The following is a 13,712-nucleotide window of genomic DNA, read 5'->3' as shown; positions in this document are numbered from 1 at the left end:
AAGCGCGGTCCCGCCCCGGTTGCAGCAGCCGCCGGGGCGGGTCCGGATCGAAGGAGGCGTGGTGGACGGCAGTCCGATGACCTCCATGGCGGCCATGCGGTCGTTCCGGCGTGATCCGTCGGTCACGTCGCGGCACCTGCCCAAGGGCACGGTGCGCCGGATCCTCGGCATCGCCCGGCCCTACCGGCGCGAGCTGACCTTCTTCCTCCTGCTGGTGATCGGCTCCTCGGTCATCGGCGTCATCACCCCGCTGCTGGCCGGCGGCATCGTCAACCGGATCGCCGGGCTGGAGGGCACGGCCGGCGACATCGTCCGCATCGCGCTGCTGATCGCCGGCCTTGCCGTCGTCGACGCGGGGATCTCCCTGGGCACGCGCTGGTTCTCCGCCCGCATCGGCGAGGGCGTGATCTACGACCTGCGCAGCAAGGTGTTCGCGCACGTGCAGCGCATGCCGGTCGCCTTCTTCACCCGCACCCAGACCGGCGCCCTGGTCAGCCGGCTGAACAACGACGTCGTCGGCGCGCAGCAGGCGTTCACCTCCACCCTGTCCGGCGTCGTCTCCAACGTCATCGGCCTGGTGCTGACCGCGGGCGTCATGCTCACGCTGTCCTGGCAGATCACCCTGCTGTCGCTGGTGCTGGTCCCGCTGTTCGTCCTGCCCGCGCGCCGCATCGGCCGGCGGCTGCAGGAGATCACCCGGGAGTCCTACGAGCTCAACGCCTCGATGAACGCCACGATGACCGAGCGGTTCAACGTCGCCGGCGCGCTCCTGGTCAAGCTGTTCGGGCGGCCCGCCGTGGAGGCGGAGGCGTTCAGCGGCCGGGCCGCCCGGGTCCGCGACATCGGCGTCCTCTCGGCCATGTACGGCCGCACCTTCTTCACCGCGCTCACCCTGGTGGCCGCCCTGGCCACCGCGCTGGTGTACGGCCTCGGCGGTTACCTGGCGTTCACCGGGTCGCTCAGCCCCGGTGACGTCGTCGCGCTGGCGCTGCTGCTGTCCCGGCTCTACGGCCCGCTCACCGCGCTGGCCAACGTCCGCGTCGACGTGATGAGCGCGATGGTCAGCTTCGACCGCGTCTTCGAGGTGCTGGACCTGCCGCCGATGATCCGCGAGATCCCCGACGCCGTGGCGGTGCCGGTGGACGAGCGGTCGATCGAGTTCGACTCCGTGTCCTTCAGCTACCCGGCGGCGTCCGACGTCTCGTTGCCGTCACTGGAAGAAGTGTCGCTCCCCGAGCACGGCGGGCCGATCGACGTCCTGCACGACGTGACCTTCCGCGTGGCGCCGGGCCAGATGGTGGCCCTGGTCGGGCACTCGGGCGCGGGCAAGTCGACGATCGCCAACCTCGTGCCGCGGCTGTACGACGCGACCGGCGGCACGGTGCGTGTCGGGGGGGTGGACGTGCGCGAGGCGACCCTGGCCTCGCTGCGCGAGGCGATCGGCGTGGTGAGCCAGGACGCCCACCTCTTCCACGACACCATGCGCGCCAACCTGCTCTACGCCCGCCCGGACGCCACCGACGAGCAGGTGTGGGAGGCGCTCGCCGGTGCCCGGATCGCCGAGCTCGTGCGGTCGCTGCCCGAGGGCCTGGACACCGTCGTCGGCGACCGCGGGTACCGGCTCTCCGGCGGCGAGAAGCAGCGGCTGGCGATCGCCCGGGTGCTGCTCAAGGCACCGGGCATCGTGATCCTCGACGAGGCGACCGCGCACCTGGACAGCGAGTCGGAGGCGGCGGTGCAGCACGCGCTGGACACCGCGCTGGCCGGCCGCACCTCGCTGGTGATCGCCCACCGGCTCTCCACCATCCGCAGCGCCGACCAGATCCTCGTGGTCGACGACGGACGGATCGTGGAGTCCGGCACCCACGAGGAGCTCCTCGCCGGCGAAGGGCGCTACGCCGACCTCTACCGCACCCAGTTCGCGGACGGCGACCGCAGCCGAGCGGCGGTCGGCTGAGCCGCTCGTCGGTGCCGTTGCGCGCACGACCGAACACGGTGCGTCGCAGGCACTCGGTAGCGGCGGAAAAGCGCTGATCGCGCCGCGTCGCACACCGGCGAGGGTCGAACGGTCGAACACCAGCGAGCACTAGCGTCACACCTGTCCCAGGCGGCCGCAGCCGGGGCACGTGACCGGGCTGGCGCGGTCACGAGGGAAGCACAGCACCGTCGGGGAAGACCGGCGAACGCCAGCGAGGAGGAGACGTGACCGCAGCCCACCCGCAGGACGCCCAGATCCGCGCGCTCTACGCGGACTTCGTCGACGGCTGGAACCGGCGCAGCGGCGCGGCGGTCGCCGCCGGGTTCGCCGACGACGGCGACATCATCGGCTTCGACGGCAGCCACCACCGGGGCCGGCTGTCCATCGCCGCCGACCTGCGGCAGGTCTTCGCCAGCCACGAGACGCCCGCCTACGTCGCGGTCGTCCGCTCGGTGCGGCCGGTGGCCGAGGGCGTCGCGATGCTGATCGCGCACGCCGGGATGATCCCGCCGGGCAGCAGCGACCTGGACCCGCGGTTCCACGCGGTGCACACCATGGTCGCCGTCGACGAGGGCCGCGGCCGCTGGCGGATCTCGCTGTTCCAGACCACGCCGGCCTCCTGGCGCCAGCACCCGGAGGCCCGCGAGGCGCTCACCGCCGAGCTGCGGGGACTGCTCATCCCGCAGTGAGCCGGGCTCAGTCGACGAGGGCATCCACGACGACGTCGTCGACCTGGGTCGCCCGGGCCGTCCCGCCGACCCGGCTGACGTCGGCGACGACGCCGCCGGCCACGTTGAGGGCCACCTGCATGGCGGCGGCCGGGCCCACGGCCCGGATGTCGTAGGGGGCGCTCAGCGGGACGCCGTCGATGCGCAGCGATCCCGGGGAACCGGTGATCGCGCTGGAGGCGACGACCCGGACGCCGTCGACCTGGATGGCCTCGGCGCCGGCACCGCGCAGCTCCTGGACGGCGTCGAGCAGCACCGAGACGGGCACCGCCCCGTCGGGGTCCTGCACGGTGATCCGCAGACCCGGGCCACGGGCCGGCAGCGTGCCGTTGAGGATGCCGATGGCCTCGGCGCGCGCCTGCGCCTCCTCGACCGCGGTGTCGGACTGCTGCTGCCCGGTGCTGAGATCCTCGACGGTCTGCCGCGTCTCGTTGATCTGCCGGCGCAGCACCTCCTCGCGGGCGTTCAGCTCGTCGAGGATGAGGACCAGGTCCTCCTCGCGCGTGGCCCCCACCTGGGCGTCGGGCTCGGCGGTGTTGCGGATCTGCACGGTGAGCGCGAAGCCGAGGACGACGGCCAGCAGCGAGCTCGCGGCCACGGAGGTCGGCTTGCTCCAGGTCCGGCGGGGGCGTGAACCTGTACCGGAGGTCGAGGGTGCAGTGGCGGGAACCTGCTGGTCGGCCGCGGGCTCGTCGTCGGCCGTCGCGGGCGCCTCGGTTCCGTCGCTCGTCGGTTCGCCGTCCATCGGGATCCACAGTAGGTGCTCGGATGCGGCCGAGGACGCTGCGGCGGCCGCGGCCCCCGGCTCGTCGACGGCCCCGGTGGCGGAGGATGGCCGGATGACCGGATCGCCCCGCCTCCCGGTCGGGGCGGCACGTGTCTGGATCGCGCGCGGCCGACGGGCCTGGTACCGCAACCCGCGATGGCTGCTCACGGTGCGGACCGCGGCGGCCGCCGCGGTCGCGTGGGCACTGGCGCAGCTCCTCCCGTCGCCGCTGCAGGACTACTCGTACTACGCGCCGCTGGGCGCGGTGGTGACGTCGTCGATCACGCTGGCCGGCTCGGCGCGGGAATCCGTGCGGGTCCTCCTCGCGATCCTCGGCGGAGCGGTGATCGGCGTCGTGGTCGACTGGCTCGAGGCCCCCGGGCTCCTCGCCATCGCGCTCGTGGTCGCCCTCGGCACGCTGGCCGGGGGCTGGCGACGGCTGGGCGCGGCCGGCAGCTGGGTGCCCACGTCGGCGCTCTTCGTCCTCGTCCTGGGGCAGCAGGACACCGGCGGGTACGTGCTCGCCTACGCCGGCCTCGTGCTGCTCGGCGCCGTCGTCGGGCTGGCCATGACGGCGCTGCTGCCCCCGCTGGCGCTGACCCCGGCCGACGAGGAGGTGACCCGGCTCCGCGAGACCCTCGCCGTGCAGCTGACCGCGCTGGCCGAGGGGCTCCGGCAGCAGCACCCGCCGACCCGGGACGAGTGGCGGGCGCGCTCGCACGCCATCGACCCGGTGCTGGTCCAGATGCGCACGGCGGTGCAGCAGGCCGACGACGCCCGGCGGGGCAACCGCCGCGTCCGGAAGTACCAGCAGCAGGCCGACCGGCTCTACGCGCAGGCGCGCGCGCTGGAGAGCCTGGCCTTCCTGGTCGAGGACCTCACCGAGCTGATCGCCGAGACCGAGGTGGCGGAGCACCAGAAGGTCGCCCTAGGGCCGTCGCTGCGCCCGGCCGCCGCGGAGGCTCTCGACCGGCTGGCCGACGTGCTGCGGACGATCGACGGCGCCGCGGCGGACGCCGGGACGACGCGGGACGCCTACGCGGCCCTGCACCGGCTGACCGGCGACCTGCGGGAGGCGCGGCGGGGCTCCGACGACGACCTGTTCACCGCCAGCAGCATCGCCGAGGCGATCCGCCGGTGCCTCGCGGCCGTGGTGCCGGAGGAGCTGGCCCGCCAGGACGACCGGGACCGCGGAACGTCCTGACGGCGCCGGATCGGGCCATACTCACGCCGTGACGCAGCCGCCCGACACCCGGTCCGCCGTGCCGCTCGTCGTCGGCCTCCTGGCCGGCGCCGTCCACCTGGTGGTGGGCTACTTCTACCTGGCCGGCGGCCTGGTGATCCCGGGACCGGTGCTGATCGCGCTGTGGCTGGTCTGGCTGGTCATGGCGGCGCTCCTGGCGCGCTGGGCCCTGCGCGGGTCCTGGTGGACGCCGGTGATCCCGGTCGCGGCGGCGGCCCTGCTCGTCCTCGTGCTCGCCGTCGGCGACCGGGTGCTCGGCTGGCAGGCCTGAGTCAGCCGACCGCGGCGTCGTAGCGGTCGAGCAGGACGGCGGCGATCCGCTCGTCGGGCAGGAGGGGGGCGGTGATCACGTCGGCGCCCGCGCCGGCGAGCTTGTCGTGGAAGTGCCCCGGCGCCAGCAGGTAGGAGGCGACGACGACCCGATCGGCACCGGCCGCACGCGCGGCGGCGACCGCGTCGGGCACCGGCGGCTTCGCGGCCGACCCGTAGCCCGTGGTCACCGGCCCGGTCCAGCCCTGCTGCAGGAGGGCCGCGGTGTCCTCGACGTCGCGCACCGAGCGCGGGTCGCTGGACCCGGCCGCGGCCAACACCACGGCGGTCTGCGGGTCGTCCGGGTCGGCCCCGGCCTGCACGAGCCGGTCGCGCAGCACGGCGGCCAGCCGCGGGTCGGGGCCCAGCGGCCGGGCGGCGACGGTGCCCGGCGCCGCCGCGACGGCCTGGGCGATGTCCACGTGCACGTGGTAGCCGCCCGACAGCAGCAGCGGAACCACGACGGCCGGCTTGCCGGTGCCCGACAGCTCCGCGACGACGTCGACGACCGTGGGCGGCTGGACGTCGACGAAGGCGGCGGTCGTGACCAGCCCGGGGCGCAGCGCCCGGGCGGCGAGGGCGAGCTCGGCGATCAGCCGCCGTCCGGTGGGGTTGCGGGTGCCGTGCGCGCAGGCGACGAGGACCGGGTCCTTCTTCACGGGGTGCGGAGCCGGCCGCCGTCGACGGCGACCATCGTGCCGCTGACGTAGGAGGCGGCGGGGGAGAGGAGGAAGGCTGCGACCCGGCCGAACTCCTCCGGCCGGCCGACCCGCCCCAGCGGGATGGCCGCCTCGGTGCGGGCGCGCGCGGCGGCCGCGTCACCCGAGGCCGCCTCGATCTCGGCCACCCGGTCGGTGGCGATGGTGCCGGGCAGCAGGCCGACGACGCGGATGCCGCGGGGACCGAGCTCGTCGGCCAGGCCCTTCGCCGTCATGGCCAGGCCCGGCCGCAGGCCGTTGGAGATCGCCAGCCCGTCCAGCGGCTGGCGGACCGAGGTGGACAGCACGAGGCCGATCACCGCGCCCTCGTCCAGGTGGGGCACGAGCGCCTTCACCAGCCGCAGCGGGCCGAGCAGGACGCTCTCGACGCCGGCCCGCCAGGCCTCCTCGGCGGTGTCGAGCACCGTGCCAGGGGAGGGCCCGCCGACGCTGATCAGCGCGCCGTCGACCCGGCCGAGCCGTTCGCGGGCCGCGGCGACCAGCGCCTCCGCGGCGCCGGCGTCGGCGAGGTCGGCCGGGACGCCGGACGCCGCCGTCCCCAGGGAGGAGACGGCGGCGTCCACGGAGTCGGCGGACCGGGAGCTGATGAGCACCCGGGCGCCGTCGTCGACCAGGGCGCGGGCGGTCGCGAACCCCAGCCCTCGGCTCGCGCCGGTGAGCAGGAATCCGCGACCGCCCAGGCCCAGATCCATCAGGCGGCAGAATCCCGCAGCGAGCGCAGGACGTACTGCATGATGCCGCCGTTGCGGTAGTAGTTCGCCTCACCGGGGGTGTCGATCCGGACGCGGGCGTCGAACTCGGTCGTCTGACCGTCCGATGCCTGGGCCTTGACCTTCACCGTGCGCGGCGTCTCGCCGTCGTTGAGCGCGGTGATCCCGGTGATCGTGAACTCCTCGTCGCCGGTCAGGCCGAGCGACTCGCGGTTCTGACCCTCGGGGTACTGCAGCGGCAGCACGCCCATGCCGATGAGGTTCGAGCGGTGGATGCGCTCGTAGCTCTCGGCGATGACGGCCTTGACGCCCAGCAGCGCGGTGCCCTTGGCGGCCCAGTCGCGCGACGAGCCGGAGCCGTACTCCTTGCCGGCCAGCACGACCAGCGGGATGCCGGCGTCGATGTACTCGCGCGAGGCGTCGTAGATCGTCGTCGTCTCGCCGGTCAGGTGGTTCTTGGTGACGCCACCCTCGGTGCCCGGCACCAGCTGGTTGCGCAGCCGGATGTTGGCGAAGGTGCCGCGGATCATGACCTCGTGGTTCCCGCGGCGCGAGCCGTAGGAGTTGAAGTCGCGACGGTCCACGCCGTGCTCGCGGAGGTACGTACCCGCGGGGCTGTCGGCCTTGATGGAGCCGGCCGGCGAGATGTGGTCGGTGGTCACCGAGTCGCCCAGCACCGCGAGGGTGCGGGCGCCGCTGATGTCCTCGACCGGGGCCGGCTCGGCCGGCATGCCCTCGAAGTACGGAGGACGCCGCACGTAGGTGCTCTCCGCGTCCCACTCGAAGGTGTCGCCGGTGGGCGTGGGCAGGTTCTGCCACTGCTCGGTGCCGGCGAACACGTCGGCGTAGCTGCGGCCGAACTGCTCCGCGGAGACGGCGTGGTCGATGACCCGCTGGACCTCCTGCGGGGAGGGCCAGATGTCGCGCAGGAAGACGTCGTTGCCGTCGGCGTCCTGGCCCAGGGGGTCGTTGTTCAGGTCGACGTCCATGGACCCGGCGAGCGCGTAGGCGATCACCAGCGGCGGCGAGGCCAGGTAGTTCATCTTGACGTCGGGGTTGATCCGGCCCTCGAAGTTGCGGTTGCCCGAGAGCACCGAGACGACGGCGAGGTCGGCCTCGTTGACCGCGTTCGACACCGGCTCCGGCAGCGGGCCGGAGTTTCCGATGCAGGTCGTGCAGCCGTAGCCGACCAGGTAGAAGCCGAGCTTCTCCAGGTACGGGGTGAGCTCGGCCTTCTCGTAGTAGTCCATGACGACCTTGGACCCGGGGGCCATCGTCGTCTTGACCCACGGCTTGCTGGTCAGCCCCCGCTCGACGGCGTTCTTGGCCAGCAGGCCCGCGCCGATCATCACCTGCGGGTTCGAGGTGTTGGTGCACGAGGTGATCGCGGCGATGACGACGGCGCCGTGGTCGACCTCGGTCTCCGTGCCGTCCTCCATGACGACCCGGGTGGGCTTGCGGGGCCGGTCGGTGTCCTCGTTGCCGTGGTAGGCGTCGGGCTTGCCGGCCTCGCCGTTGCCGTGGGTCTCGGCGATGGGGTCCGACGCCGGGAAGGTCTCCGCCACGGCCTCGTCGACCGACGACTTCACACCGAAGGGCTTCTCCTGCGCCGGGACGCCGGGCTTGCGGTCCTCGCCACCGGTCTCGTCGGCCTGCACGTAGTCGGCCAGCGCCGCACGGAAGGAGGACTTGGCCTCGGTGATGGCGACCCGGTCCTGCGGGCGCTTGGGGCCGGCGATCGACGGGACGACGGTGCCGAGGTCGAGCTCGAGGTACTCGGAGAAGGCCGGCTCGCGGGTCGGGTCGTGCCAGAGGCCCTGCTCCTTGGCGTAGGCCTCGACCAGCGCCACCTGCTCGGCCGGGCGGCCGGTGAGCTGCAGGTAGGTGATGGTCTCCTCGTCGATGGGGAACATCGCCGCGGTCGAGCCGAACTCCGGGCTCATGTTGCCGATCGTGGCGCGGTTGGCCAGCGGGACGGCGGAGACGCCCTCGCCGTAGAACTCGACGAACTTCCCGACCACGCCGTGCTGGCGCAGCATCTCGGTGATCGTCAGCACGAGGTCGGTGGCGGTGGCGCCGTCCGGCAGCTGGCCGAAGAGCTTGAAGCCCACGACGCGGGGGATCAGCATCGAGACCGGCTGGCCGAGCATCGCGGCCTCGGCCTCGATGCCGCCGACGCCCCAGCCGAGGACGCCGATGCCGTTGACCATCGTGGTGTGGCTGTCGGTGCCCACGCAGGTGTCGGGGTAGGCGACGACCCGGTCACCCTCCTGGCGCGGGAAGATCACGCGGGCCAGGTGCTCGATGTTGACCTGGTGGACGATGCCGGTGCCCGGGGGGACGACCTTGAAGTCGCTGAAGGCGCCCTGGCCCCAGCGCAGGAACTGGTAGCGCTCGCCGTTGCGCTCGTACTCGATCTCGACGTTGCGCTCGAAGGCGTCCTCGGTGCCGAAGATGTCGGCGATGACCGAGTGGTCGATGACCATCTCGGCGGGGGACAGCGGGTTGATCTTCTGCGGGTCGCCGCCGATCTCGGCCATGGCCTCGCGCATGGTGGCGAGGTCGACGATGCAGGGGACGCCGGTGAAGTCCTGCATGACCACGCGGGCCGGCATGAACTGGATCTCCTGGTCCGGCTCCGCGTTCGGGTCCCAGCTCGCCAGCGCGCGGACGTGGTCGGCGGTGACGTTCTCGCCGTCCTCCGTGCGCAGCTGGTTCTCGAGCAGGACCTTCAGGCTGAAGGGCAGCTTCTCGGAGCCCTCCACCGCGTCGAGCCGGTAGATGTCGTAGTCGGTTCCGTCGACCGAGAGCGTCGACCGGGCTCCGAAGCTGTCCTTGCTGGCTGCCACTCTTCTGCGCCTACCCCTCGCTGGTTCGTCGCGGCTGGTTCGTCGCGCTCGTTTCCACCCCCGATCATCCCAGTTCGGCGGCGGTGATGACTGGTCAGGCGACCCTTCCCTCACCCGGTGACCTGCATCACGTCCGGCGAAACCCCGTCGGCCCGCCGCGCGGGTCCCGTCCCAGCCGTCCACGACGGCTCTCCTGTCACTCGTGCGTGCGACACGACGGCGTGCCGCGGTGGTGCGCCCCACAGCGGCTCCGGGCGCGGTTAGCGTCCCGCGCCATGACCGCGGTCGAGTTCCCGGCACCCGTCGGAGCCCCGGCGGCCCCCGTCGAGCGGGTGGCGGCACCCGGCGTCGCCCGCGACCGCCGCCCGCTGCTGCCCACCGTCGTGCTCTGGGCCGGCCTGCTCGTCGCCTTCGCCGCGACCTGCGCCGTCCGGGGCCTGCCCACCGACCGCGTGGTGCTGCTGGGCTGGGTGCTCGCGGGGCTCGGCGTGCACGCGGCCACCCAGGGTCCCCGCCGGCTGGGCCGGCTGCTGCTGGACTGGCTGCCGCTCGTCGCGGTGCTGCTGGCCTACGACGCCAGCCGGGGCCTGGCCGACGGGCTCGGCATGCCGGTGCACGTCGAGGAGCTCGCCGACGCCGACCGCTGGCTCGGCGGGGGAGTGCTGCCGACCGTCTGGCTGCAGGAGCACGTGCAGGCCGACGCGTGGAAGGCCGTGGCCACGCTGATCTACAGCAGCCACTTCGTCGTGACGCCGCTGGTGCTCGGCGTGCTGTGGGTGCGCGACCGCGAGCGCTGGGCCCGCTGCGCCCGGCTCGTCGTCGGCCTCTCCGTCGCGGGGCTGGTCACCTACGTCCTCTACCCGGCGGCACCGCCGTGGCTGGCCGCCCGCGACGAGGTCATCGAGCCGGTGGCGCGGATCAGCAGCTCCGGCTGGGAGGTGCTGGGGCTGCCCAAGGCCGGGGTCCTGCTCGACGCCGGGCAGGGGCAGGTGAACCTGGTGGCGGCGATGCCTTCGCTGCACACCGCCTTCGCCGCGCTCATGTGCGCCGTGCTGCTGCCGATGGCCCGGTGGACGTGGCAGCGGGTCGCGCTCGTCGCCTACGCCGTCCTCATGCCGGTGGTCCTGGTGTGGGGTGGCGAGCACTACGTCGTCGACACGCTGCTGGGAGCCGCCTACGCCGTCGGGATCTTCCTGGCGATGCCGTCGCTGGAGCGGGCCGGCCGGGCGGTCCTCCGCCGGGCGGCCGGCAGCGCGCCCGCCCTACCGTGGCGGGCGTGACCGGCGTTCCCGCACCCCTGCCCGACTGGCTGACCGCCGCCGCCCGGATCACCGTGCTCACCGGCGCGGGCATCTCCACCGACAGCGGCATCCCGGACTACCGGGGACCGCAGGGCATCTGGACCCGCGACCCCGACGCCGAGAAGCTCGTGACGCTCTCCCACTACCTGGCCGACCCGGAGATCCGGCGCCGGTCCTGGCTGATGCGGCGGGACCTGCGGGACGCCGATCCGCAGCCGAACGCCGGGCACGCCGCGCTGGTCGACCTGGAACGGCAGGGACGCCTGCGGGGGCTGATCACGCAGAACATCGACGGCCTCCACCAGGCCGCCGGGTCCGACCCCGATCGGGTGCTGGAGATCCACGGCACCGTGCACGAGGTGCTCTGCACGGCGTGCGGGGATCGGACGCCGATGAGCGCCGCGCTGGCCCGCGTCGAGGCCGGCGAACCGGACCCGGCGTGCCTGGTCTGCGGCGGCGTCCTCAAGTCGGCCACCATCTACTTCGGGCAGGTGCTGGAGGAACGGGTCGTCGACGCGGCGGTCGCGGCGGCCACCGACTGCGACGTGCTCTTCGCCGTCGGCACCTCGCTGACCGTCCACCCCGCGGCCGGGCTGGTCGACCTGGCCCTCGGCGCCGGTGCGCGCGTCGTCGTCGTCAACGCCGAGCCGACCCCCTACGACGACATCGCCGACCTGGTCGTCCACGAGCCGATCGGAACCGCGCTGCCGCGGCTGCTGGCGGCACCGGCGTGACTCGGGAGCAGCTGCTGGCCCGCTACCGGGAGCTGGTGCTCCACGAGCTGCCGCGCCGGGCACGCGCCGACCGGTGGGCGGTGACCGCGGACCACTGCTTCGGGCGGATCGTCCTCGACCACACCGTCGGCGGGCGCTGGTACGACGCGCTGGACCGACGCCGGTCCCCGGCTTTCGCGCAGCTGGACGACGCGCAGCTGACCGGTGCCGTCGCGCTCGCCGAACGGGTGCTGGTCGAGGGCGACCCGCTGCTGCGGGAGCTCGACGCGCAGAGCCTGGCCTGGCGCGGCAGGCCGCCGAAGCGGTGACCGAGCTGCTGCCGGTGCTGCACCTGGCGCTCAGCGCCGCCTACGCCGGCTTCCAGTGGACGGTGCGCGGCGTCGTCTACCCGCAGTTCGACCAGGTGCCCGCGGGAGCCTTCGGCGCCTACGAACGAAGGCACCAGCAGCGGATCAGCCGCGTCGTCGGCCCGCTGTTCGCCGGCCAGCTGGGCACGACGGGCTGGCTGCTCGTCGCCCGGCCGCCCGGGGTGCCGTCGTCCGCGGTGCTCGCGGGCGCCGCCTGCCTGGGCGCCGTCCTGCTGCTCACCGCCGCCGGTGCCGTGCCGCAGCACCGCCGGCTCTCGGCCGGGTGGGACGGCGAGGCGTTCCGGCGGCTGCTGCGGGTGGACACCGCGCGTGCGGTCGCGGCGACCGCAGGCTCCGCGGCGGCGGTGTGGGTGCTCGTGCCGCTAGCGTGACGGGGACCACGTCCCCAGCCTTCGGGAGCCGGCATGCGCGTGCCCCTCACCACCCGCGACTTCCTCGACCGCGCCGAGCTGGTCTACGGGGACCGGATCGGCATCGTCGACGAGCCCACCCAGCCCGCGCCGACGCTGGGCGAGGTGACCTACCGCGAGGTGGCCCGGCGCGGTCGCGCGCTGCAGGCCGGTCTCGACGAGCTCGGCATCGCCGAGGGGGAGCGGGTGGCGATCGTCAGCCACAACTCCGCCCGGCTGCTCGAGCTGCTGCTGTCCGTGCCGTCGTCCGGCCGGGTCGCGGTGCCGATCAACTTCCGGCTGCAGCCCGACGAGGTCGAGTACATCGTCGGGCACTCCGGTGCCCGGGTGCTGCTGGTCGACCCCGAGCTGGAGACCTCGCTCAAGGGTGTGCGGGCCGAGCACCGGTTCGGCACGGGGGAGGAGTACGAGCAGCTGCTCCGGTTCGACGCCGAGCCGCGACCCTGGTCCGAGCCCGACGAGGACGCCACGGCCACGATCAACTACACGAGCGGCACCACCGCGCGGCCCAAGGGCGTGCAGATGACCCACCGCAACATCTGGGTCAACGCCGTCACCTTCGGCATGCACATGCAGGTGAGCGACCGCGACGTCTACCTGCACACGCTGCCGATGTTCCACTGCAACGGCTGGGGCCTGCCCTACGCGATGGCCGGCATGGGCGCCCGGCAGGTGGTCATCCGCAAGATCGACGGCGCGGAGATCCTGCGCCGGGTCGAGCAGCACGGCGTCACGGTCATGGCCGGCGCCCCGGCCGTCTGGAACGCCGTCCTCGACGCCGCCGCCGACTGGGACGGCGAGATCCCCGGGCGGGACCGGGTGCGGATCATCGTCGCCGGTGCCCCGCCGCCGTCGAGGACGATCGCGCGGGTCGAGGCCGAGCTCGGCTGGGAGTTCAACCAGATCTACGGCCTGACCGAGACCGCCCCGCTGCTCACGATCAACCGCGGCCGCGAGGAGTACGACGGTCTGGACCCCGAGGAGAAGGCCAAGCGGCTGTCGCGCGCCGGCGTCCCGTCGCTGGGCACCCGCCTCTCGGTGAGCGAGAGCGGTGAGGTGCTCGCCCGCAGCAACACCGTGCTGGCCGGCTACTGGGAGAACCCGGACGCGTCGGCCGAGGCGCTCGAGGACGACTGGTTCCACACCGGCGACGGCGGCACGATCGACGACGGCGGCTACCTGACGATCTCCGACCGCAAGAAGGACGTGATCATCACCGGCGGCGAGAACGTCTCCTCGATCGAGGTGGAGGACGTCGTCTTCAGCCACCCGGCGGTCGCGGAGGTCGCCGTCATCGGCATCCCCGACGACAAGTGGGGCGAGCTCGTGACGGCGGTCGTCGTCCTGGCCGAGGGGGAGCAGGCGACCGAGGCCGACATCATCGCCCACTGCAAGGCGCGGATGGCCGGCTACAAGGCGCCGAAGAAGGTCGAGTTCCGCGACGAGCTGGCCCGCACCGCCACCGGGAAGATCCAGAAGTTCAAGCTCCGCCAGGACTTCTGGTCCGGCTCGGAGCGCCAGGTGAACTAAGCGCCGAGCCTGCGGCCACCCGGAGGTGTCGCCTCCCCCCAAGGGGGGAGGCCGCGCTCCCGGCCCC

The 13,712-nt window shown here is 73.6% G+C and carries 13 protein-coding genes; 9 read left to right on the top strand and 4 right to left on the bottom strand.

What is annotated here, in order from left to right; all coding sequences use genetic code 11:
• Nucleotides 1-61 precede the first annotated feature (61 nt).
• Together DQ244_RS18530 and DQ244_RS18525 are read left to right on the top strand one after the other, a co-directional pair.
• Nucleotides 62-1,957, top strand: coding sequence for an ABC transporter ATP-binding protein (locus DQ244_RS18530; RefSeq protein WP_113812989.1), 1,896 nt, complete (start codon nucleotides 62-64; stop codon nucleotides 1,955-1,957).
• A 245-nt stretch (nucleotides 1,958-2,202) separates the two neighbouring features.
• On the top strand, nucleotides 2,203-2,667 hold the full coding sequence (locus DQ244_RS18525) for an SgcJ/EcaC family oxidoreductase (RefSeq protein WP_113812988.1): 465 nt from the start codon (nucleotides 2,203-2,205) through the stop codon (nucleotides 2,665-2,667).
• 7 nt (nucleotides 2,668-2,674) lie between these two features.
• Here the strand turns inward: DQ244_RS18525 and DQ244_RS18520 are convergent, their stop codons facing one another.
• Complete coding sequence (locus DQ244_RS18520) at nucleotides 2,675-3,304, bottom strand: DUF881 domain-containing protein (protein ID WP_158544616.1); 630 nt, start codon at nucleotides 3,302-3,304, stop codon at nucleotides 2,675-2,677.
• 241 nt (nucleotides 3,305-3,545) lie between these two features.
• Between DQ244_RS18520 and DQ244_RS18510 the strand changes: the two genes are divergently transcribed.
• Both DQ244_RS18510 and DQ244_RS18505 read left to right on the top strand, forming a co-directional pair.
• Nucleotides 3,546-4,676 carry an aromatic acid exporter family protein gene (locus DQ244_RS18510; RefSeq protein WP_113812986.1) on the top strand — a complete coding sequence of 377 codons (1,131 nt, stop codon included), beginning with the start codon at nucleotides 3,546-3,548 and terminating at the stop codon, nucleotides 4,674-4,676.
• Nucleotides 4,677-4,704: 28 nt separating this feature from the next.
• Nucleotides 4,705-4,986: a hypothetical protein gene (locus tag DQ244_RS18505; RefSeq protein WP_113812985.1), complete on the top strand. Its 282-nt coding sequence runs from the start codon at nucleotides 4,705-4,707 to the stop codon at nucleotides 4,984-4,986.
• A 1-nt stretch (nucleotide 4,987) separates the two neighbouring features.
• Here DQ244_RS18505 and DQ244_RS18500 read toward each other — a convergent pair whose 3' ends face one another.
• Genes DQ244_RS18500 through DQ244_RS18490 form a run of 3 tightly spaced genes read right to left on the bottom strand, consistent with a single transcriptional unit; the run spans nucleotide 4,988 to nucleotide 9,302 of the window.
• On the bottom strand, nucleotides 4,988-5,683 hold the full coding sequence (locus DQ244_RS18500) for a sirohydrochlorin chelatase (protein WP_113812984.1): 696 nt from the start codon (nucleotides 5,681-5,683) through the stop codon (nucleotides 4,988-4,990).
• On the bottom strand, nucleotides 5,680-6,435 hold the full coding sequence (locus DQ244_RS18495) for an SDR family oxidoreductase (RefSeq protein WP_113812983.1): 756 nt from the start codon (nucleotides 6,433-6,435) through the stop codon (nucleotides 5,680-5,682). The genes DQ244_RS18500 and DQ244_RS18495 overlap by 4 nt, the downstream gene beginning before the upstream one ends.
• The gene (locus DQ244_RS18490; RefSeq protein ID WP_113812982.1) at nucleotides 6,435-9,302 is read right to left on the bottom strand and encodes an aconitate hydratase; all 2,868 of its coding nucleotides are present in this window, start codon (nucleotides 9,300-9,302) and stop codon (nucleotides 6,435-6,437) included. Before DQ244_RS18490 ends, DQ244_RS18495 begins: the two co-directional genes overlap by 1 nt.
• Nucleotides 9,303-9,577: 275 nt before the next feature.
• Here DQ244_RS18490 and DQ244_RS18485 point away from each other — a divergent pair, with 275 nt between their 5' ends.
• From DQ244_RS18485 to DQ244_RS18465, 5 genes are read left to right on the top strand one after another with little or no spacing between them, the layout of a single operon-like run.
• A complete protein-coding gene (locus DQ244_RS18485; RefSeq protein WP_113812981.1) occupies nucleotides 9,578-10,582 on the top strand; it encodes a phosphatase PAP2 family protein in 1,005 nt (334 codons plus the stop codon).
• A complete protein-coding gene (locus tag DQ244_RS18480; protein WP_113812980.1) occupies nucleotides 10,579-11,337 on the top strand; it encodes a Sir2 family NAD-dependent protein deacetylase in 759 nt (252 codons plus the stop codon). The genes DQ244_RS18485 and DQ244_RS18480 overlap by 4 nt, the downstream gene beginning before the upstream one ends.
• Nucleotides 11,334-11,645 carry a hypothetical protein gene (locus DQ244_RS18475; protein ID WP_113812979.1) on the top strand — a complete coding sequence of 104 codons (312 nt, stop codon included), beginning with the start codon at nucleotides 11,334-11,336 and terminating at the stop codon, nucleotides 11,643-11,645. The genes DQ244_RS18480 and DQ244_RS18475 overlap by 4 nt, the downstream gene beginning before the upstream one ends.
• Complete coding sequence (locus DQ244_RS18470) at nucleotides 11,642-12,076, top strand: DUF1772 domain-containing protein (RefSeq protein WP_233491723.1); 435 nt, start codon at nucleotides 11,642-11,644, stop codon at nucleotides 12,074-12,076. The genes DQ244_RS18475 and DQ244_RS18470 overlap by 4 nt, the downstream gene beginning before the upstream one ends.
• 33 nt (nucleotides 12,077-12,109) lie before the next feature.
• Nucleotides 12,110-13,645 (top strand): AMP-binding protein, encoded by a 1,536-nt coding sequence (locus DQ244_RS18465; RefSeq protein ID WP_113812978.1) that lies wholly within the window; start codon nucleotides 12,110-12,112, stop codon nucleotides 13,643-13,645.
• Nucleotides 13,646-13,712: the final 67 nt, after the last annotated feature.

Origin of the sequence: Blastococcus sp. TBT05-19 (assembly GCF_003319095.1) — a bacterium.
Taxonomy (GTDB): domain Bacteria; phylum Actinomycetota; class Actinomycetes; order Mycobacteriales; family Geodermatophilaceae; genus Blastococcus.
The sequence above is the reverse complement of the archived record's forward strand: the minus strand, read 5'-3'. Positions and strand labels throughout refer to the sequence as shown.

Bases quoted from the DNA above. Each gene is read 5' to 3' on its own strand.
- DQ244_RS18510 (WP_113812986.1), top strand. From the start codon at position 3,546: ATGACCGGATCGCCCCGCCTCCCGGTCGGGGCGGCACGTGTCTGGATC.
- DQ244_RS18495 (WP_113812983.1), bottom strand. From the start codon at position 6,435: ATGGATCTGGGCCTGGGCGGTCGCGGATTCCTGCTCACCGGCGCGAGC.
- DQ244_RS18485 (WP_113812981.1), top strand. From the start codon at position 9,578: ATGACCGCGGTCGAGTTCCCGGCACCCGTCGGAGCCCCGGCGGCCCCC.
- DQ244_RS18465 (WP_113812978.1), top strand. From the start codon at position 12,110: ATGCGCGTGCCCCTCACCACCCGCGACTTCCTCGACCGCGCCGAGCTG.